The sequence below is a fragment of the Pseudomonas sp. 2024-210 genome (assembly GCF_045062345.1).
Lineage (GTDB): Bacteria > Pseudomonadota > Gammaproteobacteria > Pseudomonadales > Pseudomonadaceae > Aquipseudomonas.
Map to the genome: position 1 here is coordinate 113,704 of NZ_JBJGEJ010000004.1, position 23,648 is coordinate 137,351.

Below are 23,648 nucleotides of genomic sequence, written 5' to 3' on the forward strand. Positions count from 1 at the left end.
CTACCCTGACTACCCCCCCCCCTCGCACCCGGCGGAGTGTGGGTGACCTTGCAGTGGCGGCCACCATCATCATTCACGCCTAGTGCGACTCCTTCTCCAGCATTGACTCCCACGCCCGTTATCGCGCCAGCGACAGATGCGTCGTTGGAAGTTTTTCCAGTCACTGTAGTCGGCGACAGGTCGCGCCAGAGCGCGACGGTATGCACAATTCCAAAATACCGTGTCGACCAAGCGACGATTGTCCTGTTCCACACCTCCCAACTGTGTGGTCTGCGCTGGCTCGCGCGGTTCCAGCGCAGTCCAGTGATCGTAAGAGATTTCCTGTCGAAAATAGGCTTTGCTCATTCAAGGGCGGTTGTCGAAGGAGGCTAAGAGCATGCTGTTAGATTGCTTTTATATGGGTCGTTGCAGCTAAAGAGTACACGAAACATATACTCATTAAGTCCGCCGTTAGTTATGAGTATACTAGTGCTATACTCTTTAAAAAATAAGGCGTTGCGCTGTTTTTCTATTGTGGAGCGGTTCGATTTTGTGGCAAGCTTGAAAAGAAATGGCTGGGAAGCTTGTTTTTTTATTCTTGTTAGAGTCGTTGTAAGATATGAAATTCGCTGAGCTTATAGAAACGACCCGTAATGGGTTGCCAACCTACCGACTGATCTGTCCTGATCAAAGTCTTTCCAAGTGTTTTGACGAGTGGGCATATCAAATTGCAAGAAAGCGCAAAGTTAAGTCTTTGAAGGCATATGCTTTCGCTGTCAAAAAGTTATTAAACTATTTAAATAAAGTTGATGTGCTGCACGGTGGCCTCACTGCCATATTATTGAAGGATGCTCTCGATGCGTACGAAAGTTATCTTGTATATGGCGCCAAAAGTGAGTCCGTAATTGCACGAAGCGTTGCAAAAGTTCTCGATTGTAAGAGCTTGAGTGGTAGTTCCATTGGGGTACATTTCGCTGGTGTTAACTCGTTTCTGGTCGCAAGCGAAGCCGCGCGGGAAGGATTGATTGAGCTCCAGAGTAGTGGATATATTTCTGAGGTACCGATATCCCCTTTACCGTTAACAGAAGGACGGTCTGAGGATGCAACCACGAAAGTTCAGTATGCAATCAAGTCTAAGAGCTGGTTTGCGGGCTGCGTAGCCGGTGGCGCCAGACGAGTAAAACGCACTAGGTTGTCAGCAGTCTCTAAGCCCTCGACACTCGCTTACACAGATAATGCAGGTGGCGACGACAAAGCATTCCCTATCGATAAGTGCATGGAGCTGATCAACAGCGCTAGTTGTCTGCGGGATGCTGTTCTGTGGTCGTTGCTCGCTGCCTCAGGGGGGCGCATTTCTGAAGCGCTGACGCTTCAGCTGGAAGATATCATTATCGATGTTGATAATCCCAGCGGGAAGAAGGTTCTAATTATCGACCCTGCCAGTCGCAGAAACGTACTGAGCAAGTATGTGTCAGAGCGAACGCTCAACAACGTCACGCACAAGGGGCGCGCGACTACTGCTACCTATCTTATCGAACCATTTGCATCAGTGTTTTGGGTATATTTGAACGAATACATGGAAGAGCAGCGGGCACAGGAAAAGGCTCGACATCAACCGGTGTTCCACAGATTTCTGTTTCGAAACCTCCGAAATGGAAAGCCCATTCCGGCCTCTTACCAGACCGTTTGGGCGCGATTTAATGCCGCGGCTATCAAAGTGACGGGGCAGAGCTACGGTTTTCATTCGTTGCGCCATATGTATGCGTATTACTTGCTTAATCATTGTCCTAGCCCGGCCAATCCAAAAAAGTTCGGGCTTGACCTGAAGGTTGTTCAGCATTTGATGGGGCATAAATCAATAAAGTCTACTGAGAGATATGCCCGCCGAGATGCAAAAATGCTTGATGCGACCTTCGCAGCTATCAACATGCTAAGAATGTCTGCTTCTAATTATAGTGTTTCAACCGTTCAAATCATGCATTTGGAAAACGAAGTCGAGCAGCTTAGAGAAGAGTTGAAAAAGGGGCGAGAGAATGATTAATCTCAGCAGCGAAACGCCACTTTGGCTCGTTGATGATGAGCAAGTGCAATGTGAGTTTAAACGTGCAGTGGCTTTCGTGCGAAAAGCATACTCCTCTTTAAGTGGTGACTCTTCGGTGAACTATACAGTGGCCTCGAAGATTAGAAACGTGTTTTCTTCAAGCTTAAGTGTTGATACGTGGGGGCGTGCTCAGATTGAGGCGACTCTATCATTCACATTTAGGGGGTCGCAAACGAGACTATGCGATATTGATCGTGAGCTCAGGAGTGTGCCTAGTACATACCATGATCCGCTTTCCGCATTTTTTCGGTTGGTATTTGTTGTGCTCTGGGCTCGGCGAGTATTATTGGCGCCGCTCGCGATGCAGACGATTGTTCACAATGACGGAGTGTTTGACCATCTGTGTGAGGAGCTTGACGTCGAATGTCTCAAAATGATCAGAGGGATCCACCCAAAGTCGAATCTACCTAGCATTTTCAAACGAGGAGAGTTCAATGACGGTAGCAGTCGTGTGAACTTTTGGGTTCGCCTGCTTTTTAGCACTGATTTTTATACCGTTGGCGAGATGAATCGCGTCGATTGTCAAAAGTTGTTTGATAATTGCTATGGCAACGGGGATAAACCTTTACGCAGATACTTTGTTGCGGACTTTCTCCTGATGTTGGCGCATCCGTTCCAGGAGAAGAAGGAAATGGCGGTGGATATTGTTGAGCAGTATAAATCTGCTAAGGATGATCGTAAAGTTCAAGCGGCGAAACGGAAAAAAGAGCGTGATAAGCTACCTAGGAGCAGAATCAAGATTGGTGCTTCAAGCTTTAATGTAGCGCTCGCTGAGGCTCGTAGCGCCGCATTAGAACTTTCTAGGGGGACTCGACCATTCGATTTTGAGAAAATTTTCAAAACTCTTTTTGGGCAGCATCGGATTAAGCCCTTATTCAATACAAAGTCCAAGGATGGAGGCGATTCTATTTACGAGTCAATGCATCCGGTTATCCGCAGTTTCGTTGGTTTGGTTGATGGAATGTTTAGGTCATATCTGCTGTCCAAGCGACTGCAGAGGGCAAGTAATCATATTATGGTATTGAATCTTTTTCTGAGTTATTTGTCGTGTTATCTGCCTGGATATTACTTGGCTCGTGATGGTTCTTTGGAAGGATATCCGAAAAACTTGAAGGACTTTAATTGTACTATTTTTTTTACACGCCAACACATTTTTACGGAAGGCTTTTTGCAGTACAAAAAAGAGCCACCTATGACATTCCTAAAATATATGGAGTTATATGCTTCAGAGCATGGCTGGGTAAACGAAACTCAATATAGTCGCGTGCTCATTGTGGATGATTTTTGTACTTATGTGCAAAGCAATCGGGAGATTTTGCCTGATGCCAATCTTTTTACTAATAATTTCTCAGCTTCTTGCTATCCGTCAATCGAAAAGCGTGCTGGAACTGTAAAAAAAATAATTCCTAGGGATTATTTTTCAACTTTTTTGAGTATGCTTTACAGTTTAGAATATCTTGTAATGCACATCAATCTGATGGCTGCGGGTGAAATGCGTGGGGTTCTGGGTGGGCAGTTACATCAGCCAGTTCTTCAGGATCTTCTTGAGAGCCACGCTTGGGCAGGGTTACTTAGCAAGGAGACAAGGGGTGTTGGATCAGTTAATCTCGATCTTCTCAATTACTGCCCAATTTTTTATCATGATGGTGTTGTTCAGCGAATGGAATTTTTGCCGAGATTTTATAGTGTGATCGACTATGAGATTGAAGGTAATCTTCTAAAAATGATTTCTCCCAATGAGATCCGAATTACGCAGTTGATGTGTGAAACGGGTTTACGACAGCATCACATTGTTTGGCTCGATAAAGAGCGCTATGACTGTGTGATGGATAGTTACAGTAAAAGCCAGCTGGCGCCTCTTTTTGTAAGTAGCGATAAATCACACGGTGAGTGGACTGCAATCGTATCTAGGCATGTGGTCGATGTGATGCATCGTCAGCGCGCTTGGTATGATAAATGTTCCCACCCTAGTTACGCTGAAAATATATGGTATGGCGGAGTTGAAGGTTCTAAGTTCGGTCAATACAAACCACTGTTTAGGCGTCCTGGTGAGGGGGTGAGCGATTCAAATTGGAAAAATTATCGATATTTTCCAATGTATATGCTCATGTTACAGTATTTCATCAGAGAGACAATTGGTGATTGTTCTGGAGAACCACTGGTTTATCTTAAGGGAGAGGGTAAAACTAGGCTGGAAATCGACTCTTATGACGCAACTTTTCTCGGCAAGATCTCCATGGCGGATCTGACCAGTCCGCATACACCTCACGCGTTGAGGGCGGGTTTTGTATCTGAAGCAATTCGTTTCCTTCCGCCCTCGATTATCGGTCAATTCATGACGGGGCAGACAGAAGAGCTGGTTTGGTATTACGCCATTTTCGATGGTAAGAGTATGCCCGATCACCAGAAGTTGCTGGCCGACTACCTTAATAAAAATATGGACGCTTTGGGACAGGGGGATGCTCCAGAGCTCGCGCAAGCAGTATTGGAGATGAACACTCGTCTTATGAAAAGTATTCAGGTGGATGCTGTCAAAGCGATCCAGACCCACGGGCTGATCAGTCTTACCGGTGTCAAGGAAGGCGAAAGCGGAATCGAAGTGTTGCGAGCCAAGCGTTACACGAAGCTCGCTTATAACAATTGTCACATTTGTCCATTCGACAATCGGTGTCCTAAGGAAGTTGTCGAAAAGTTTGGCGTTGGTCGACCCTGTGCGCTTTGCCCGTACGCGATCCGGGGGGTTGATCACCTGGGGGCAATCAGCGCCGAGAAAGACAAAGCAAAGGAAATGATGATCAGTGTTCTCAGACATATCGATGAGTACAGAGCCCTGAAAGCCAGAGCGCGTAATCCTCGTACTCTAGAAGATCTCAACGCTGAATATGATCGCCATGCGCGCGAAGCTTATGCCTTGGAAGCGATCGAGCAGCAATTGTATCAGATGGCTCGAAGTGGCCAACTGCAGAGCTTTTTCATGAAAGAGAGCGTTGGGCTTGCTGCGCACTACGAGAAAATTTCGCTCACGGAAGGCGAGCACTTAATTAAGCGTCTGATTGACGTGCAAAATTTCCCAGATGTAACTAGCTCGCATCTGGACACAAAGTTTGCTTACATGAGGACTTCTCTGCTCATGAGCAAAGGGCGGTTCGAGGAGATCCTTAAGCCGGACTTCAGTTCGCCTGCACATCAACTGGCCTCTCAAGTTGGGAGTATGCTGACAACCGGTGCGCTACAAGTCCAAGATGTATTTCGTATAGGTCGAGCAACAGAGCAGCTACAATACATGGAGAAGCCGAAGCAGGACATCGGAGTTCGTATCGGACTTGTGCCTTTGGAGCATGAATGAGAGAACATGTTCGAGATCCATTTTGCGAGTACAGAGATAGCAACCGAAATGCGCGAATAGCTCATATTATTCATGCCCTTAAGACGTTGACAAATGCGGATTATAAAAATATCACACGCTTGGCCAAGGATGTGGCCAAAATTGTTACCGAGTTCGAGGCGAAAGAGTTCGTATCAGTCAACGCCGGAGATAGTGACATGCTCAAGCCGATGAGCCATGTCACACTCCTAAAAAATAAGAAATATCGTGAAGTTCTTGAGCAAGCCTTTGATTTTGAAACTGACGTTGAGTGTAGTAATACAGTCTCCGTTGCAGAGTATGAGGCGTTGAAGTATCGATGTGCCGGTCTTGAAAGTAAAATCGCGTTGCTCGAACAGACCATTCGAAACTTAGATGCAGGAGTTGGAGGTCTTGGGTACCGCGTCGCCGAGACGGCCAATGATGGGGTTGAGGGCGACTCATCTGATGCAGCTTTTCTATTAGATTTACTTGATGATCTGAAAGGCGAGTTGCACGATGCTATCGAAACGATTCTCCCAGGGGAAGAGAATACCTATCGTCCGCAGCCCGGACTTTATGGGCCTTTTAACATGATCCGAAATTACGAAGAACTGGAGCATCTTCAAATGATACGAGATCGGATTGAGGATCGTCGACGTAAAGCCAAAGTACTGCGCTGAACGCTTGAGCGACCTGTCGACTGTCGCTCTTATAGCCAACAGCCAGCCGGATGGCTCAAACGACTGAGCTTCACACCTATGGATACTCCGAACAAGTCGTTTCAGGCAGAGCTGCCCCCAGAAAATACGTGGGCTCCAGCAGGCTTTCCAAGCGAAAATCAGACTTATTCGGAGGGTTCTCAGCCGTTGTGATCCTCTGCGGGCACATAAAAAACACTGAATTGCATCGCTAGAGATTTGCCTGAGAGCTAGTTCATCAAATCGGAAATTTTAGCGTTAAATTTTAATGAGCAGACTTGGCTAGATATCGTTGCACGGTCGACTTAGATACGTCTAATTCTCGAGCAATCTCTGAATTAGATAATCCCTTCTGCTTCAGCTGGGGGGCAAGTTTTAGCCTTTCACTTGCAGCGAGACTGGACGGTCGTCCATGTCGGCGTGGCATACCGTCGCTGGAGATCAACTCGATCACTCCAGTCTCTTTCAACGTCTTTAGCTTCCTCGAGATCCGCTCCAATGCCACATCTGTCGCCTCCTCAGAAAGCAAAGAAGTTGTTAGGAGCATTAGAACAGTGGCCTCAGCGTCCAGCATTTTTGAAATTTTCAAAAGCATTTCGATCGAAACGTTCCCTTTTCCGCGCTCCACGCGGCTCAGGTAAGAGCGATCAATTAAAGGTAGGTCGTCCTGGGACATTCCTGATTTCTGTCTCAAGGCCCGGACAACGGCCGCAAATGCTTCGCTGAGAGACATTTATGATCCTCTACAAAACAGAGGATAAAGCCACATTGCGTCGACCCATAACACGTTATATAATCCTTATTTCGGGTCGATTGGTTTCGTTATTCATGAGAAGGCAATGCCCGAGGTAGTGTCGCTTCCGTGAGCTTTCCTAACGGTGATGCGCTTTAACATATGACATGTATTGACGGGAATGAAGCATGGGATTCGAAGAAATCCAAGCATCCGGCGAGCTCCTATCCACCACCGGAGAGCCCCGCTCTGGATCTGGAGAAAGTCAAGAAGCGCTAATTCATATCGCGCAGACCCGCTTCCCAAACAAAGGCTTTTGCATCGTCCAGCAGTGGACAATCGTGCGTGCGATAGCGAGCGATGGTGATCTCACCAAAATCCACGCTCATGGCCACCTGCCGCTCTTTGTTTTCGCCGAAAAAGTCATCCTAGACAGCCGAGGACGCTTCGATTATGGGAATTGGGTGAGAAGCACCATGGTCATCTCATTCCAAGATGGTTTTCTCTTTGAAACCAAAAACACTGTGTACGTTTTGATGGGAGACGGCGACGAAAAGTCAGCCAGTCTCGCCGCGATACTGTCTCTTTATCAATGATGTCAGCTGCAACTGCGGTCTGTAGATCCACGGGAATGTGAAATGTTTAGAAGTCATGAAGCCTTTGCCGAGGGCACCCCTAATATCTTTGGGGATGGGTATTCAAACTGGCGGATATTTGAACGCCACTTGGCTCATCCTTGGTATCACGTCGTTCTTGAAGAGTGCTTGGATGGCAAGGTGTGGCCACGCACCATGATGATTAGTGACATCGATATGCTCGAAGAAATACTTTCCCAACAAACCAGCGAGTTTGTCGTTACGGAAATTCAGGTCGTCACGCCGGGGTGGATGAACAAAAACGGCAAGTGGATCATGGAGGGGCTTTCGGGGTTGCTGGTGGGATATGACTCCACGGGATGTCGGGTATGTCTTCACAACATAGATGACGAAAAGGCTTATACCGATGCCCCAGGTCGTCTTATTGACGCTCACTCTCTTAAAGGGCTTCGAGTGATTTTTTAATCCAAGTACGTAAACGCAGTCTCTCCTTGCAAGGCGAGCAATGCTCGGAGGCCGGCCGCCGCAGCGGTATCCAAAGTACAACTAAATCGAAACTGGTCGTCCGTTATGAAAATTCAGATTTACTCTGACCTGCACCTCGAGTTCGCTCGGTTCGATCCCGCCCCAAGCGATGCGGATGTAGTCATTCTCGCTGGTGACATTGATATCAAATCGCGTGGAGTCTCTTGGGCGAATGGCACATTCCAGTGCCCTGTTATCTATGTGTGTGGCAATCATGAGTACTACGGCGGGCACATAGGTCACACACTGCGAAAAATGAAAGACGCGGCATTGCCCCATGTGCATGTACTCGAAAACGAGATGCTCATTCTCGACGGCACACGTTTTTTGGTTACAACTGCCTGGACAGATTATTCGGCTACAGGTGATGTGGTTGCGGCCAAGCGGGTTGCATGGGATTCGATGAACGATTTTTTGGTGATTCGAGCCGACTTAGATTACAGGCGCTTGCGTCCAGACGACCTAGTCGCTAAGTCAATGAGAGCTCACCTATGGCTAACCCAAGAGCTTAATAGACCTTTCGACGGCAAAACAGTGGTGGTCACACACCATGCACCTGTGTTGGATCATATGGGTGATGATCACTCCGGGCATCTGGCTGCGGCCTATGCGAACGATTGGTCAGAATTACTTATCAAGGCTGATCTTTGGATATATGGGCACACGCATTTTGCAACAGACTTCCTCAAGAATGGGTGCCAAGTGGTTTCCAATCCGCGCGGCTACCCGGGTCAAAGTACAGGCTTCGATCCTGAGTGCTTGGTGGTGGTTTGATAGTGAATAGATCTCGTCAGTGTCCTCCACTGGGCTCGGAGTTTATAGATCCAAACTAGCGGGTATGAGCTGCTCGAGCGGGTGGTATTTAGTGTGAATCTAAGGTTTTTGAATGGTCACTTTGAATGAAATCTCGCAGTTACTTTACGGAACCGGAGATGAGTCGCCTGGCTGGCAGGGCTCTGAAGAAGAATTGATCTCTTTGGCAGCAAAGATGTTTCCAGGCAAAGCATTCTGTGTGGTGAAACAGTGGATCTTAATCGACCTCTCCGTGACGCCAGTTGAAAGGGAAAAGCTTACGAGTCTTGGTCTACTTCCCATGACGCTTTTCGCTCACGAAATCGTCCTAGACAGTAAAGGTCGTTTCCAGCCAGCCATGTGGGTACGCAGTAACTTCGGCAAATTCTTCACTGAAGGCTGCATGTTTGAAACCAAAAGTACTGTCTACCTCCTCTGGGGATCGGGCCTTAGAAAAGAGGCCAGTGTGGGTGCCGCATTTTCTATGAAAGCAGGTTAAGCAATGAGCGCCTCAAATACAGTTGAGTCATTTTGGAGCTTTGGCCGGATGCCAGAAATCATCGAAGTCGAATTTCATAGTAAGTATCTCAGTGACTTTCAACTGAGTCGTCTTGTACAGGCAAGTCTTCGAAAATACACCGTAGCCATTACAGCTTTTATCAGCGATGCGGTGATCATAGAAGACAGGTGCCTTGGCGTATTCTTCGATCACCTCCAGGAAGACGAGGAGTATCGAATAGCCAATGGCGGAATCATTTGCACGACGAAAATTCAAAGGGCATGGAAAGAAGGACGTTTCTGGCTTTTGGAGACGGGGGAGGGGAATTACCTCGTTGGTAGCTTCAAGCGCGGCGGTGGGCGACGTAGTTTTCTTGAGTTGCTTCGATCGTGTGATCGTCTCGAGTCAGAAGATTGAATGCTCGATCTCTGGCGTAGTGGAGGTATTACTGCATGGCAGTTGATGAGCGCTGGATGGCTATTACGGTTTTGATCAGCAGCGCTCCGAATTAGATGTGCGGAGCGCTACAAGTTGCCGCTATCCGGTGAAACTCATTTTTCCATCGGATGGATTCACAGTTAGCCCTTCTTCACTAACCGAACTCGTTCAGCAGTTTCTGCAAAAACTCACGCCTCCGTTGGACAATACTCAAAATGTGGTTGTCACGGTCGGTGTCTCTCGTTGATAAGTGCCCAGCGTCCCTAAGACCATGGATGTAGCCTTCAGCTCTGCCTCGGGCTTCGAGCAACGTCTCTGTGGATGTGCTTTTGTAGATGTATTCCGCGATGAACTGCCAACGCTTCATTTGACGCCGACCAACCGGGTCGTACGAAAATTTTGGTGCATTGATCAGTGCGTTGAAATCGTTGGGTACGGTGGCTGTGCTCAAGGTGAGTTCTCAGAACAGTGTGTCTGAGCCGAGGTTATCATGCGCACAATATATCTCCTGCTGTTAGCTGGTTTTTGTAGGCGCTGGCGCGAAGGGCCGATTTTAATGTTGTTGCACGCTATCGGTGGCGTCTTTGAACATTGTGGAGCGTACATGCAGTGATATTCAGCGAGTACATTCATAGCTAGGAGTTCGATATGGGATACCTCAGCCTAGAGGACTGAATCGCCCCGAGTTTTCTAGACATTCTGATTCAGTTTTAATGTCATTGTAGACTTGGGTTCTAATGGCGGGGGAGGGCGGCGAGGAGGCCTAAATTGACCCCCTGCAGGTTCAGGTTTTTATAGCCAACTTTTGATCTGTGCACACACGGCCTGAGTTGAAATGCCATAGCGGTCGTGCAGCGTTGGAAGCGCTCCCGCATCAAGAAAAGCGTCCGGTAGAGCAATTTGTCTAAACGATGGCGTTACACCATTGCGCAGCAATACCGTTGCCACTGCCTCTCCCAAACCACCAATGATTGAGTGATTTTCAGCGGTTATAACTAGCCGCCCTGGCTTTCTTGCCTCAGCAAGAATGGTCTGCTCATCCAAAGGCTTGATAGTAGGTACGTGCAGTACTGCGACATCAACGCCATCAGCCTGAAGTTCTTTAGCAGCTTCTAATGCGCGCATCGTCATAAGCCCGGTGGAGATGATCAAAACGTCATTACCGGTACGTAATGTCTTCGCTTTACCAATCTCGAATTTGTACCCGTACTCGTCGAGCACAAGCGGTACGTTACCCCGTAACAAGCGCATGTAAACGGGCCCTTGATGGGCCGCGATAGCGGGTACTGCCTGTTCGATCTCAAGAGCGTCACAAGGATCGATAATCATCAGATTTGGCATCGCTCTGAAGATGGCCAAGTCGTCTGTGGCCTGGTGGCTTGGGCCGTAACCTGTGGTCAGGCCTGGCAGGCCGCAAACTATTTTGACGTTAAGATTTTCTTCAGCGATCGCCATGCAGATGAAGTCGTAGGCGCGACGCGAGGCAAACACCGCATAGGTAGTGGCGAAGGGTGCGAAGCCTTCACGCGCCATTCCGGCTGCCGCACTCATCAACAATTGCTCGGCCATTCCCATCTGGTAGAAGCGGTCGGGATGAGCTTTGGCGAAGATGTGCAAGTCAGTGTATTTTGACAAGTCAGCAGACAAGCCGACGATATCTGCTCGCTGATCCGCGAGTGCTGCCAACGCGTGACCAAATGGGGCGGATTTAGTGGCCTGACCTTCAGAGGCTATAGATGCAATCATCGCTGAGGTCGTCAGTTTCTTCTTTACAACCACGGGCGCTTGAGCCGAATTGGTATTTGTAGTGCTCATACAGTTTTCCCCTCATCGAGGTTGTTCAGTGCAAGATCCCATTCATGCTCATCCACGCGTATGAAGTGCGCCTTCTCACGGGTTTCCAGAAATGGCACGCCTTTGCCCATTTTGGTGTCGCAGATAATGACTCTGGGCTGAGAACCTGGATGACTGCGGGCTGCGTCGAACGCCTTTACCAATGCGTCCAGGTCGTTGCCGTCTACTCGTTGGGTAAACCAGCCGAACGCTTGCCATCGATCGACGATAGGTTCAAACGCCAACACTTCACTAGAACGTCCATCGGCTTGCTGATTATTGACGTCGACGATGGCGATGAGGTTGTCGAGTTTCCAGTGAGAGGCCGACATCACTGCTTCCCAAGTGGAGCCTTCATTCAGTTCGCCGTCCGACAGCAGGTTGTAAACGAATGACGCAGATTTTTTGCGCTTTAAGCCCAGGCAGGCACCCACCGCAATTCCCAGTCCTTGGCCAAGCGATCCACCTGTGATCTCCATGCCAGGTGTGTAGGTGGCCATGCCAGACATGGGCAAACGGCTGTCATCTGAACCGTATGTTTCGAGTTCGTCCAAGGGCACGATTTCAGCTTCAATCAATGCTGCATATAGCGCGATCGCGTAGTGACCGATGGAGAGGTAAAAGCGATCGCGCTCTTCCCACTCCGGGTCTTCAGGTTTGTAGTTCAAAGCATGGAAGTACGACACGGCTAGCAAGTCCGCTGCACCTAACGCCTGACCTACATAGCCTTGGCCCTGAACTTGGCCCATGCGCAAAGCGTGGCGGCGAATGTTGTGAGCGCGCTGCACTAAAGTAGTGGACGATGCATGAGTTGGGGTGGCAGTCATGGGGAATTCTCCGTTAACTCAACGATTGACCGAGGCGGCAGGAATGCGTAGTACCAAGCAGGCGCCTATGCACAGCACACCAGTGATCAGATACATACCAATGGCACTTGAACCGGTTGTGGTGGTGATCCATCCAATCAGATAAGGCGAGCAGAACCCCGCGAGATTGGCAAAGCTATTGATCCCGGCAATACCCGCAGCAGCGGAGACTCCACCGAGCAAAGTGGTAGGCAACATCCAGAATAGTGACGAGGCAGAAAGAACACCTGCCGCCGCTAGGCACAGGCTCAATACCGATAGAACCAGGTTGCCTCCGAACACTGCCGCCAGCGTTAGGCCCAGCGCGCCCGCAATCATTGGCCCGACCAGGTGCCAGCGACGCTCTTGGTGTTTGTCCCCGCTGCGCCCCATAAACACCATTGCCACGATGGCGCACATATACGGCAGGCTGGTGAGTAAACCGATGTGCATGGTGTCGGCAACACCGGCGTTACGGATCAGGGTTGGCAACCAGAAAGTGATCGCGTATTGGCCCATGACCACGCAAAAGTAGATGCAGGCCAGAATCCACAGGCGCCGATCGCGCAGAAACTCTGCGACCGAGGCGTGCGTGACTTTTTGGCTGTTGTCCTCGGCCAACTCTTTGCTGACGAGCGCCTTCTCTTCATCGGTCAGCCAGGTAGCCTGTTGGACGCCATCCTTAAGGTAAGCAAGCACCATCAGGCCGACAATGACAGTTGGAATGGCTTCAAGGACGAACATCCACTGCCAGCCAGCCCAACCCTGGAAGCCGGCAAACTCCGTCATGATCCAGCCTGAAAGAGGCCCGCCAATCATTCCGGAAAGCGGGATGGCGATGAACCACAGCACCGTCATTTTCGCGCGGCGATAGGAAGGAAACCAGTAAGTGAGGTAGAGCAGTAAGCCAGGCGCAAGACCTGCCTCTGCGATGCCAAGTAGAAAACGCAGCGTGTAGAACTGCCAAGCTGTTTCGACGAAAGCGAAGAGGGCAGAAATGATGCCCCACGAAATCATAATGCGTGCGATCCAGCGCCGAGCTCCAACCTTGTGGAGGATGAGATTGCTGGGCACCTCGCACAGGAAATAACCGAGAAAAAACACCCCAGCTCCGAGCCCATATACGGTCTCACTGAGGGATAAATCACTCATCATCTGGAGCTTGGCGAAACCTACGTTAACCCGGTCGAGGTAGGCGCAGAGGTAGCACAGCATTAAAAACGGCATCAAGCGCCAGGCAGTTTTACGGTAAGCGCTTGCATCACTACAACTGGATCCGACCTCATCAATTTAACGATGGATTGGCCCCAGCGAAAACGGAAGAAAAACTCAAAACCGTGTCCGGGATGAGTTGACCACTACATCTGATACCTAAATTATTTACGGCTAATCCCAGAGTTTGGTGTATTGTTAGGATACTAACTACGTAGAGACTAAACATGTCTAAACTTGCTGAATTCCGTCAACTTGAAAAACACCTTGCTGAACAACTCGAGGCTCTCGAAGCCCTGAAAGGGGATGCTGGCCTCAAGAAGGAAATAGAGTTCGAAACGAAGCTACGCGCTCTGCTTGCTGAATACGGTTACAGCCTCTCTAACGTAATCAACTTGTTAGATCCTCAGGTTGGCCGCAGCGCTCCAGTAGTGAAATCCAAAGCTGGCACTCGTAAACCACGTCAGGTGAAGGTCTACAAAAATCCGTACACTGGCGAGGTCATCGAAACCAAAGGTGGGAATCACAAAGGTCTGAAGGAGTGGAAGGCAGAACACGGCTCAGATACCGTTGAGTCCTGGCTGACCAAGTGATTTTGGTTTGAGTACAAAAGGGCCCTTCGAGGGCCCTTTTTTGTATGTTATTTGAGATAGGTGGTTGATCTTCTCGGCGGAGAATTCAAGCATCTCCAGAGGCTCTTGAGTAACTCCTATCTGACGCTGAAATCTGTGCGTTTCTGGCCATAGAAGCTTAGTGTTAGCCAACTCCCCCAGATTACGACCCATCCTGACCGCCCCTGCTGAGTATCAAAACAATAACCTGATAAACAAGGACGGTTTTCCCCGTCGTATTAGCGACATCGACTTTAAAAACAGCCCCCCCCCAGTTCATAGTTCCGTGCGTGGATGAGTGGTTGTATTGCTTAAGCTGAGAGCTAGAGAATATCCCTAGGCACGACCGGAGCCACAAGCGTTTAATCGCACCGACGGGGCTAGTTGGCAAAGAGACCGACAACACCTTTGCCGACACTAGTCAGTTCGACAGGATCACCCAGCGCATCAATGGTGACCAGAATGGAGTGGCCGATCGGCAAGCGTTGTATGCCCAAGCGCTCAAGGTGTTGGCGTGATGGCGGATACGGTTCTGGGTGCTGCTGATCATCCTTGCCCTGATGGTGGGCAGCGCGTGAACTGCATGGCCGTGGCAGGCCACGCCTACGATGAGCAATTGGTCGCCAAGGAAGCTGCCCACCAAACCAAGTTCACCCTTCTGGCCAATGCCAGCCCCACGCGGGTTCTGGCAGAGCAGGGCAAGTTCCTTACGCTGGAGCAATCGCTGGCAGCCAGTGACCGATCCTATTGCCGAACTCTGACCGATGCAAAAACCAAACAATCACGCCTGGGTGATCGCTTGCTACTGCCGACCTGCGGCTTTAAGTCCAACTTGACGGAGCTACGAATGGTTCGTGACGCAGTGCAACCTACCACCGGTGCCGGCGGCATGGCTTATGGTGCCCTTAGAAACCAACTTGTTTCAGCGCATGCCCAACGAATTATCGGAGTCTACGGCGACGGCGATTAGGGACTAATCGCGTTGCAAGCCTGCAAAGGCTACGCGAGAGAAGTCTCTGGTAAGAAGTTAAAAGAGCTGAGGTTTTAGAAATTTTTTTCCCAAAGCTTGCTAGGATAGCTTGGCTAAAATCTCGTTTTACCATAGGAACAGCGGGGATATTGATAATTACACGTTTTATGACGTGAATCTCAAAAGGGGAATCTTATGGTTGGAAAGCCTACGGATGATAGTCCAAACACACCTTCTCAACCCAGTGAAGGCATTCCTGCTCCTACTGGAGCGGCCAATCTTATCGATACTGACTATGTCATTGGTCAAGACAACATCAAGGGAGAGTTTTCGTTCTCACTCGATATCCACGGTAAAGTTTTCATCATTTCAGCAGCCACCATTTTACTATTCGTGATTTTGACGTTGGCATTGCAGAATGAAGTAGAACCCCTTTTTAGCTCCATTCGAAACTGGCTAACCAGCCATCTAGCCTGGCTCTTCATGAGCATTGCGAACGTTTTTGTCTTGCTATGCATTGCACTTATTTTCTCTCCGCTGGGCAAGGTTCGTTTGGGCGGCAGAGATGCCAAACCAGACCATAGTTACGTCGGTTGGTTTTCAATGCTTTTTGCTGCGGGGATGGGCATTGGGTTGATGTTTTATGGGGTAGCCGAACCCATGTCGCATTACGCTGCTTCCATGGGAGGTGTGACAGTCGATGCGAGCGGTTTACGCACGGATTGGGCGCCCCTAGGAGGTGCCGAAGGTGATATGAAGGCATCTGCTGACTTGGCGATGGCGGCTACCATCTTTCACTGGGGACTCCATCCTTGGGCTATATACGCGATTGTGGCGCTGTCTTTAGCATTGTTTTCTTATAACAAAGGCTTGCCGCTTTCAATACGCTCAATTTTTTATCCACTATTGGGTGAGCGTGTCTGGGGATGGCCGGGACATATCATCGATATACTAGCGGTATTTGCCACGCTATTTGGTTTGGCGACCTCTTTAGGGATTGGCGCAGAACAGGCTGCTGCAGGTATTGAATATCTCTTCGGAGTTAAATCGACGAATCTGAGCAAGGTTGTACTGATCGTTGGGATCACCATAATCGCTCTTTGGTCAGTCCTTTCCGGCTTGGACAAGGGCGTCAAAATGCTTTCCCAGATCAATATGGGGCTTGCGCTGCTCTTGTTGGTGTTCGTAATCATTGTGGGGCCGACCCTGGCTATTTTCACTGGATTCTTTAAAAATCTGGTGACTTATGTTGAATATTTGCCTGCGCTCTCAAACCCATTTGGACGTACTGATATCGAGTTCACTCAAGGCTGGACTGCCTTCTACTGGGCTTGGTGGATCAGTTGGTCACCATTTGTAGGCATGTTTATCGCTCGCGTCAGTCGTGGTCGAACTGTCAGAGAGTTTCTGATCTCTGTTCTACTTGTGCCTTCAGTAGTTTCTGTATTATGGATGACTACGTTTGGCGGTACGGCAATTGACCAAGTGACCACTCAAAGCCTTATGGGAGTCAAGGACGCGGTCTTAGAGCTGAAGTTGTTCGCCATGCTGGGAGAGCTCCCCCTCAAGGAGATCAGCTCATTCCTAGGTATTATTCTGGTCATAGTGTTCTTTATTACTTCCTCTGACTCCGGCTCATTGGTGATCGATACCATCACAGCTGGAGGCAAGGTTGACGCGCCTGTTCCTCAACGGGTGTTCTGGGCGGTAATCGAAGGCGTGATTGCGATTGCTCTGCTATTGGGGGGCGGTCTGGTGGCACTGCAGGCAATGGCAGTATCCACGGGGTTGCCTTTCGCAATAGTTCTAATGATAGGGTGTATCTCTCTAGTGAAAGGACTAATGTCTGAGCCTCGCTAGTCAGTATGAGCTAGGCTATAGGTAAGATTGACCTCAAGCTTCAAGGTGTAACATATCTATCTGCTTGCACCTTGAAGCTATTAACTTGGTTCAATTCCATAACTCACCGACAGGTGTGAGTGGCGAGTAGTGAGTTGCTATCTGCGCCTGCAACAACTCGGCAGTCGCGAGAGCATCGGTTAATGCATGATGTGCGTGATAAGCCGGCAGGTTCAACCTAGAGCGACTGTCTGCCAGCCGTATGGACTGTTGCTTGCGTCCAATCAGTCGGCCGAACCAGCTAATTTTTTGCCTATGGAAGTGTGCCTCTAACTGCATCGTATCGATGACTGGAAACTTAAGGCCTTCACCTAAATACCTACGCACTGCCTGATCCAAGAAGGCGCGCTCAATATTCCGGTAATGGACGACAATCACTCTGCCCGCCATGGCTTCAAGCAAAGGATCAAGCACCTGCGCAAACACGGGGGCATCTAAAATTTCGGCATGGGTTATGTGATGAAAGGTCACTGACTTTTCATTCAGTTCGGACGATGGTTTTATCACCCAGTAAAGTGAATTCCCGCAACAAATACGATTCAGCGTGAACGGCATAACACCAATACTCACCATGCTGTGGGACTGTGAGTCAAGGCCGGTAGTCTCTACGTCCATGGCCAGCAGTTGAACGCTCTCAATGGGTGCCAGCGCTGAAACCGCGCCAGCTTGATAGAACTTTCGTAATAGAGGATTAACCGAAATCTTCGCCAATGTCTCGAACTCGGCAGACCAGTCCAGCACTCTATTTTTAGGCTGCTTTTTTAGGTTTTTCATCGCTAAAAGCGGCCCTTTGAAGGATATCGGAATCGCAAGAAATTTTGGCCATTGCTCAACACCTGAAACGCTTCTTTGAGGTTATGTCGTTCACTGCTAGAAAAGCGCTCGGGCTCAATGTAGTTATTGAGTGATGCCCCCTGTTCAAGTGCGTCCGCCTGGTGTCGAATACGCACCATCGACAGGAACTCTAGTGCGTACCGAAGTTGCTTTAATGCTTCTGGAGGAATGACTTTACTGCGGGCTATAGCATCCATGCGATCAAATGAGTTCTGAGCGGTACTGCCACATGCTAGCGCATGAATCCGGATAAGGTCGGTCAGCGGTGCCGTGCCACGCCCTTTAAGGTTGATGATCCTTTTTTGCTGTCCGTCAGTCTCAACGACAAAAGTACGGAAGAATCCTAATGGCGGCGTTCGATTAAGGGCAATACGAGCCATTGCGCTTAGAAATACAGGGTGTGTACTGGCTTTTCGAGCGCACAGGTCTTTAAGCTCTTGTACCAACTCAAGCTTGCCAAAAACCCCATCCAGATCGAAAAAAATACAGCTATTAAGCAACGTAGTTGGATTAGGTTTTTCGATCCACTGATCGAAGTAACTTCGCCATACCTTCAAAGGCTGTCGCCACTGCTCGTTGGTCGCCATGACCCCGCCCTTGCAGTAGCTGTAACCGCACGCGGCCAGTCCATCGCTAACAAACGTTGCCAGGGCTCGGAAGTAAGAGTCGTGTTGGATCGGATCGAAGCTGTCGTCGAGTACTAACGCGTTGTCCTGGTCGGTCACTAACAACTGCTCATCACGCGCCATTGATCCCAAAACCATAAAGCAGTAAAGCACTGGAGGCGGGCCTAACTTTTTCTCGGCCAGCTCAAGCAAACGCTGGGTAAAGGCACGGCCAATACCTGAAATCGCGCTTCCGATCATGTGCGCAGTAGCCCCGTCACGCACCATGCGGATATAGGTTCCTCGCAGGTCACGCAAAAGTGATCTCAGACCTTCAACTGAGGTCTGGTTAGAGATTCTGTTAACCAAGTACAAACTGCTATGCGATTCGTACCTGATGATATCCGACAGGTTTATAAGGCCAATTGGATTACCATCGTGCACAACCGGCAAGTGATGAATATTGCGGCGCAACATCACAAGCATGGCTTCAAACACTGAATCATCGGAGCCAATTACAACCGGATCGACTGTCATAATGTCGCTGGCACGAGTTTCGTCAGCGTTTAGGCCCACTGCAACAAATCGCGTGCGAAGGTCTCTATCTGTGACGATCCCTTCTATTTCAGCCGTCTTTAAACCTGCTGGAGACATGACTAGAACGCAGGATACACTTTGCTCAGTCATGATTTTTGCAGCGCCGCCGACAGAGATATCTGACGTGACCCACACCAAGGGACGTGAGATAAGGGCGCGACATTTGAGCTGAATAAGCTCACTAGCACGCCCCTGAGCTTCAACAGCAGTTTTGAGTCTCGAGTTTCCCTCTGCTTCAACGAAGTCAGCGAAAGCATCATGTTGCGCACAAAGGTCAGCGAAAACGTCGGCAGGGATGTAATAGATCAGGCTATCTTCCAACGCTCGGGCGGGAAAGCGTACCTTGTTGCTACGTAACAGACCTGCCTGACCGAATAGGTCACCTTCGACGAGACGGTCATAGAGCTCACCATTACGCCGGTAAATCTCCACCGCACCACTACGAACATAATGCAGATCCTGAATGGTCGCACCGGCTTCAAGAATGTCACTGCCGGCTTTGAAATAACTCACTTCAATTCGCCGAGCGATGGCGTCTACCGACTCCTTTGGCAGGGCATCAAAAGGAGCGAAACGATAGAGGTGGTCGCTAATCTCCTGTAACTCAATCTGCATGAAACCTCGTGATGCTGGAAAAATAAAAGTCGCGAGCGCCATAGTTGGCGAATGGGAATAGTCTTTCTGTATCGGCCACCACATCACATCCGGTGACTAGGATCAAGCTTCGTGGCTGACTTACGTTATGCGTTGTAACCACTTTGAGTAACTGCGTACGGTAATTTTTGCGATACCCAGAGGATCAATATTAATCGCCCCGGGTTTCTGAGGTATTCAGCAATCACTATTCGCCTAGAGATGCCCCTCCTGAAATGCGGCAACCAGCCAAAAGCGGACTGATCGAGCCTTGCCTCATCTTGTGTCCTTTTGAGGCTTCGATATCTCTAGGAGAGCCCGGGCGGATTCAGGGGCTGAAATCCTACACGGGTCTCGACAGGGTCTTTGATCGCCTTTAGGGGGAGCTCAGAATCTCAGGTGACACCTTTGAAATCCATGTCTTTTACCAGCACTTATATGCAGGAGATGCAAAATGAGCATTGATTGGATCAACTTCACGCCTTGGACTTCATTAGCTGGAGGCGCCTTGATAGGGCTGGCTGCTAGCTTGTTTATTCTCGCGAATGGACGCATCGCCGGCATCAGTGGACTGCTTGGAAGCGTGCTGCGATTCGATAGTGAGGGTTGGAGTGAGAAGGCGTTATTTCTTCTTGGTCTACTGATTTCTCCGTTGTTGTGGGGAGCGTTTACCGTAATGCCAGAGATCGAGATTAAGGCAGGGTGGCCGACGCTGATCATTGCGGGCTTGCTTGTCGGAGTGGGTACTCGTTACGGATCTGGTTGTACAAGCGGCCATGGCGTTTGCGGGATCTCTCGACTCTCAGCACGATCCATCACGGCAACGATGTGCTTTATGTTTGCTGGCTTTGCAACGGTGTACGTCATCCGTCATGTGGTGGGAGCATGAAAATGATCAAGTTGACCGCCTTTTTTGCAGGACTGATCTTCGGCCTTGGTCTTCTCCTGGCAGGCATGGCGAATCCCGCCAAAGTATTAGCTTTTCTTGATTTGGCCGGGGCCTGGGATCCATCACTCGCACTGGTGATGGGTGGGGCCATCGCGGTGGCGATTATTCCCTTGAATTGGGCGCGCAAAAACAAACAATCCTTGTTGGGTGCCCCGATGCAGTTTCCAATGAAAAGGGAGTTGGATTCCCGCTTGATTGGCGGCAGCCTGTTGTTCGGTATAGGTTGGGGTCTTGCGGGGATCTGCCCTGGGCCAGCGTTAACAATTCTGCTTACAGGGCACGGCCAAATCATCATATTCGTATTGGCCATGTTGGCCGGAATGTACTTGTTTAACCTATTAGAACGTAGCGCACGACCCGATTAGGCTGAAACCGTGGACACGATACTGGGAGCACAGTCAGACTCTCAAACCTGCTGACCAGATCGATAACACGTATTTCCGGCCAATGAATATTTGATGTCCGGGCTGAACGATTCACAAGTCTTCATTTTCGCTGAGCGATTCTTGCTGGCCTGGAACCGAATAAAACTTTCGCTGATGGCGTTTAGCTTTTGATTGAACGATCCGGACTATGCTGCAAATTCCAATACCCAACTCGACCCTCGCGCAGAATCTGACAGCCAAAGCTGACCGATTGAAAAACCAAACAAGCACGCCTTCGTGACCGCTTTGCTGCTGATCTGCGGCTGTCAGTGCCACTCGATGTCACCGCCACAACCGGTTGTGACTGACCACAACTGCGGCGTGGTTTATTGCGCCCATAGAGCCCAACTTGACCGAGCTCATGCTAGACGAATCGTCGGCGACCATGGGCTGATCGCCCTGAAAACCTACCCAGGAAGTATCGGCAAGTAAAAAAAGGAGTGATGGAATCAACATGTTTTGGAGGTGCTGTCTTTAGATTCTGAACCAGTTAGTTGATCGAACCAAACAAAGCGCTATAAGGAGCTTGCCCCTTTAGCCTCAGTCTGTAGTTCGGGTTTTTGTACTATAATTACTCTAGGCGAAAGGGTTGGAGGTTGCAGCAAGTCTATTGTGCTGCTCTGTTTTTAAGGTCTAGTCAGATACTTTGATTAGCTGATGCTCAGGTGTCTAGGTATGTTGAATGATGTCACTAATCTGAATAGTTATCTTAATGGCTATTGGTCAGTAATGGAGGTTCAGATTGTACCAGCATCGTGCTACCAAAACGAAAGCGGGCTTAGCAGCCATCGCGTTTCTATTGATCACGCTCGTGCCTATGTGGGGCACGCTCCATGCTTGGCTTGATCAAGAGAACGTTTTGGTAGAAAAAGCTGCGGGTAGTGATGCTATGAATCTTGCCGTTGCATTCGATGTGCACGTTCAAAGCGTGGTTCGTTTTGTAGATACTTTAACTCAAGATTTGCGTGAGCATGCTGTTAAAGATCGTAATGATTTTGGGCGCATAGTTAAAGAGGAACTTGTACTTTATGGGAACATGGTTGCTCAAGTTGCGCTGATTTCTCCGGAGGGGATGCTAGTTTATTCGTCGCTAGCCCCAGCCTTTGGCGCGGTAGATTTGAGTGGTCGCGATCATTTTCGCGCCCATCGTGATAACCCTTCAAAAGATAAGTTATTTATTAGTAAGCCCGTGTTTGGCAGGGTTTCTGGTATTTGGTCTATACAGTTCACTCGACCAATAATTGAGGGTGATAAGTTCTCAGGGGTCGTGGTAGTGTCAATCCCTATGTCTTTCTTTTCGGATTTTTATAAAAAAATTAATGTTGGGACTAATGGTTTGATTGCTCTTGTAGGTATGGATCGTGTTCCTCGTGCAGTGGCATCAAAGGATAGTGGCGCTATTGATTTTGGCGAGCTATTGCTTTTGAAAAGTGCGCCATATTTTGTTAAGGAAGCGTTGCCTGAAGGGCTGTATAGAGGAATTAGTGCATTCGATGGGTCTGAGAGCTTGACCGCATACCGTCGTTTAGAAGACGCCGGCTTGGTTGTTCTTGTTCAGCTTTCACCTGAAGATTATTTGATGTCATCTGGTAAGCGTCATAGAGTGCTAATTTTCTGTGCAAGTGCTGTCACGATATTGCTACTGTCTTTTGCTTTGTTGATATATTCCACCGTGTGGCAGCATTTGAAGGATGCAAAAGCCCTCAAGCAGGCTCACAAAACTCTTCGGGAACTTGTAAATGTTGATATTTTAACTGGCGCACTGAGCAGGAGCCATTTTTTAGAAGTCCTTGAGAAGGAGTTCAGGGATTCAGAATCCTGCGGTACGAAGTTAAGCTTGATATTGATTGATATTGATTATTTCAAGCAAGTAAATGATACGTATGGGCATCCGATTGGAGATATTGTTCTGAAACAGGTGGTTGCTGTGTGTTGCACCGAACTTCGAGCACATGATAGTTTTGGGCGGCTAGGGGGGGAGGAGTTTGGTGTGATCCTCCCATGTACGGATGGGGCAAGCGCCGTCGGTGTTGCAGAGAAGTTACGGCTGGCGATTGAAAGTTCAAAGATTTCAACAAGTAAAAGTCTAGTTCGGGTGACTGTTAGCATGGGTGTAGCATTCGCGCTGCCCTCGGGAGATACCCCAAGTAAGTTAGTTGTTAGAGCGGATGATGCGCTTTACTGTGCAAAACAAGCTGGTCGTAACAGGGTCTGTTCTGCTCGTGGTAATGATGACGCTTCGCAAGTTACGACACTGTCGACAAATGACTCTTAGTGTTTGGCGGCAAGGTTAAGCGGATTGAATAAAGTAAGCGTGGCTTTTATTTTTCAAGGAAAGTTACAGCCTGCGCGAAGCGGCTATTTATTGGATCTGTTTTACACCTTGGTCGTGTTGACGCGATGGAGGACTCATAGAGTTTGGTGGCAGCTTGTTCGTTGTTGCCAATGGGCCGCATTCCGAGCGCAGACGGATTACCAGGTGCAAAATACCCTATGGAAATACTTATTAAGCTTTTCATATTAGCTGC

At 49.1% G+C, this 23,648-nt stretch carries 20 protein-coding genes; 14 read left to right on the forward strand and 6 right to left on the reverse strand.

Features of this window, described 5'->3' with window-relative positions; genetic code table 11:
- The first annotated feature begins 598 nt into the window (after window positions 1–598).
- Genes ACI7MX_RS07390 through ACI7MX_RS07400 form a run of 3 tightly spaced genes read left to right on the forward strand, consistent with a single transcriptional unit; the run spans window position 599 to window position 6,106 of the window.
- Window positions 599–2,020 (forward strand): site-specific integrase, encoded by a 1,422-nt coding sequence (locus tag ACI7MX_RS07390; RefSeq protein WP_153328840.1) that lies wholly within the window; start codon window positions 599–601, stop codon window positions 2,018–2,020.
- Complete coding sequence (locus ACI7MX_RS07395; protein ID WP_153328838.1) at window positions 2,013–5,426, forward strand: hypothetical protein; 3,414 nt, start codon at window positions 2,013–2,015, stop codon at window positions 5,424–5,426. Before ACI7MX_RS07390 ends, ACI7MX_RS07395 begins: the two co-directional genes overlap by 8 nt.
- Window positions 5,423–6,106 carry a hypothetical protein gene (locus ACI7MX_RS07400; protein ID WP_153328836.1) on the forward strand — a complete coding sequence of 228 codons (684 nt, stop codon included), beginning with the start codon at window positions 5,423–5,425 and terminating at the stop codon, window positions 6,104–6,106. The genes ACI7MX_RS07395 and ACI7MX_RS07400 overlap by 4 nt, the downstream gene beginning before the upstream one ends.
- A 283-nt stretch (window positions 6,107–6,389) precedes the next feature.
- Here the strand turns inward: ACI7MX_RS07400 and ACI7MX_RS07405 are convergent, their stop codons facing one another.
- Window positions 6,390–6,857 carry a helix-turn-helix domain-containing protein gene (locus ACI7MX_RS07405; RefSeq protein WP_153328834.1) on the reverse strand — a complete coding sequence of 156 codons (468 nt, stop codon included), beginning with the start codon at window positions 6,855–6,857 and terminating at the stop codon, window positions 6,390–6,392.
- Window positions 6,858–7,045: 188 nt separating this feature from the next.
- Between ACI7MX_RS07405 and ACI7MX_RS07410 the strand changes: the two genes are divergently transcribed.
- The 5 genes from ACI7MX_RS07410 to ACI7MX_RS07430 all read left to right on the forward strand — a co-directional run bounded on the left by ACI7MX_RS07410 (window position 7,046) and on the right by ACI7MX_RS07430 (window position 9,686).
- Window positions 7,046–7,453 carry a DUF6957 family protein gene (locus ACI7MX_RS07410; protein ID WP_153328831.1) on the forward strand — a complete coding sequence of 136 codons (408 nt, stop codon included), beginning with the start codon at window positions 7,046–7,048 and terminating at the stop codon, window positions 7,451–7,453.
- Window positions 7,454–7,495: 42 nt separating this feature from the next.
- Entirely contained in the window at window positions 7,496–7,918 is a 423-nt protein-coding gene (locus ACI7MX_RS07415) for a hypothetical protein (RefSeq protein ID WP_153328829.1), read from the forward strand.
- 105 nt (window positions 7,919–8,023) lie between these two features.
- Window positions 8,024–8,752 (forward strand): metallophosphoesterase family protein, encoded by a 729-nt coding sequence (locus ACI7MX_RS07420; RefSeq protein WP_301462085.1) that lies wholly within the window; start codon window positions 8,024–8,026, stop codon window positions 8,750–8,752.
- Between the two features lie 112 nt (window positions 8,753–8,864).
- Window positions 8,865–9,269: a DUF6957 family protein gene (locus ACI7MX_RS07425; RefSeq protein WP_301462086.1), complete on the forward strand. Its 405-nt coding sequence runs from the start codon at window positions 8,865–8,867 to the stop codon at window positions 9,267–9,269.
- A 3-nt stretch (window positions 9,270–9,272) separates the two neighbouring features.
- A complete protein-coding gene (locus ACI7MX_RS07430) occupies window positions 9,273–9,686 on the forward strand; it encodes a hypothetical protein (RefSeq protein WP_301462087.1) in 414 nt (137 codons plus the stop codon).
- 813 nt (window positions 9,687–10,499) lie between these two features.
- Here the strand turns inward: ACI7MX_RS07430 and ACI7MX_RS07435 are convergent.
- Genes ACI7MX_RS07435 through ACI7MX_RS07445 form a run of 3 tightly spaced genes read right to left on the reverse strand, consistent with a single transcriptional unit; the run spans window position 10,500 to window position 13,675 of the window.
- Window positions 10,500–11,522: a transketolase family protein gene (locus tag ACI7MX_RS07435; RefSeq protein WP_301462089.1), complete on the reverse strand. Its 1,023-nt coding sequence runs from the start codon at window positions 11,520–11,522 to the stop codon at window positions 10,500–10,502.
- A complete protein-coding gene (locus tag ACI7MX_RS07440; protein ID WP_301462090.1) occupies window positions 11,519–12,367 on the reverse strand; it encodes a transketolase in 849 nt (282 codons plus the stop codon). The genes ACI7MX_RS07435 and ACI7MX_RS07440 overlap by 4 nt, the downstream gene beginning before the upstream one ends.
- 18 nt (window positions 12,368–12,385) lie before the next feature.
- Entirely contained in the window at window positions 12,386–13,675 is a 1,290-nt protein-coding gene (locus ACI7MX_RS07445) for an MFS transporter (RefSeq protein ID WP_405588421.1), read from the reverse strand.
- Window positions 13,676–13,824: 149 nt separating this feature from the next.
- On the opposite strand from ACI7MX_RS07445, the gene ACI7MX_RS07450 reads away from it, so the two are divergent.
- From ACI7MX_RS07450 to ACI7MX_RS07460, 3 genes are all read left to right on the forward strand, one after another.
- Window positions 13,825–14,190: a histone-like nucleoid-structuring protein, MvaT/MvaU family gene (locus ACI7MX_RS07450; protein WP_301462147.1), complete on the forward strand. Its 366-nt coding sequence runs from the start codon at window positions 13,825–13,827 to the stop codon at window positions 14,188–14,190.
- Between the two features lie 535 nt (window positions 14,191–14,725).
- The gene (locus tag ACI7MX_RS07455; protein WP_301462148.1) at window positions 14,726–15,178 is read left to right on the forward strand and encodes a lysis protein; all 453 of its coding nucleotides are present in this window, start codon (window positions 14,726–14,728) and stop codon (window positions 15,176–15,178) included.
- 195 nt (window positions 15,179–15,373) lie between these two features.
- Window positions 15,374–17,038, forward strand: coding sequence for a BCCT family transporter (locus tag ACI7MX_RS07460; RefSeq protein ID WP_301462149.1), 1,665 nt, complete (start codon window positions 15,374–15,376; stop codon window positions 17,036–17,038).
- Between the two features lie 90 nt (window positions 17,039–17,128).
- Here ACI7MX_RS07460 and ACI7MX_RS07465 read toward each other — a convergent pair whose 3' ends face one another.
- Window positions 17,129–17,851, reverse strand: coding sequence for a 3'-5' exonuclease (locus ACI7MX_RS07465; protein ID WP_301462151.1), 723 nt, complete (start codon window positions 17,849–17,851; stop codon window positions 17,129–17,131).
- Window positions 17,852–17,853: 2 nt separating this feature from the next.
- Window positions 17,854–19,728 (reverse strand): DUF294 nucleotidyltransferase-like domain-containing protein, encoded by a 1,875-nt coding sequence (locus ACI7MX_RS07470; RefSeq protein WP_301462152.1) that lies wholly within the window; start codon window positions 19,726–19,728, stop codon window positions 17,854–17,856.
- 472 nt (window positions 19,729–20,200) lie between these two features.
- Between ACI7MX_RS07470 and ACI7MX_RS07475 the strand changes: the two genes are divergently transcribed.
- The 3 genes from ACI7MX_RS07475 (at window position 20,201) to ACI7MX_RS07485 (ending at window position 23,395) form a co-directional block, all read left to right on the forward strand.
- Complete coding sequence (locus ACI7MX_RS07475; RefSeq protein WP_169917087.1) at window positions 20,201–20,635, forward strand: YeeE/YedE family protein; 435 nt, start codon at window positions 20,201–20,203, stop codon at window positions 20,633–20,635.
- Between the two features lie 2 nt (window positions 20,636–20,637).
- Window positions 20,638–21,060, forward strand: a complete 423-nt coding sequence (locus ACI7MX_RS07480; protein WP_037031739.1) for a DUF6691 family protein — start codon at window positions 20,638–20,640, stop codon at window positions 21,058–21,060.
- Between the two features lie 802 nt (window positions 21,061–21,862).
- Window positions 21,863–23,395 (forward strand): sensor domain-containing diguanylate cyclase, encoded by a 1,533-nt coding sequence (locus ACI7MX_RS07485; RefSeq protein WP_301462155.1) that lies wholly within the window; start codon window positions 21,863–21,865, stop codon window positions 23,393–23,395.
- The last annotated feature ends 253 nt before the right edge of the window (window positions 23,396–23,648 follow it).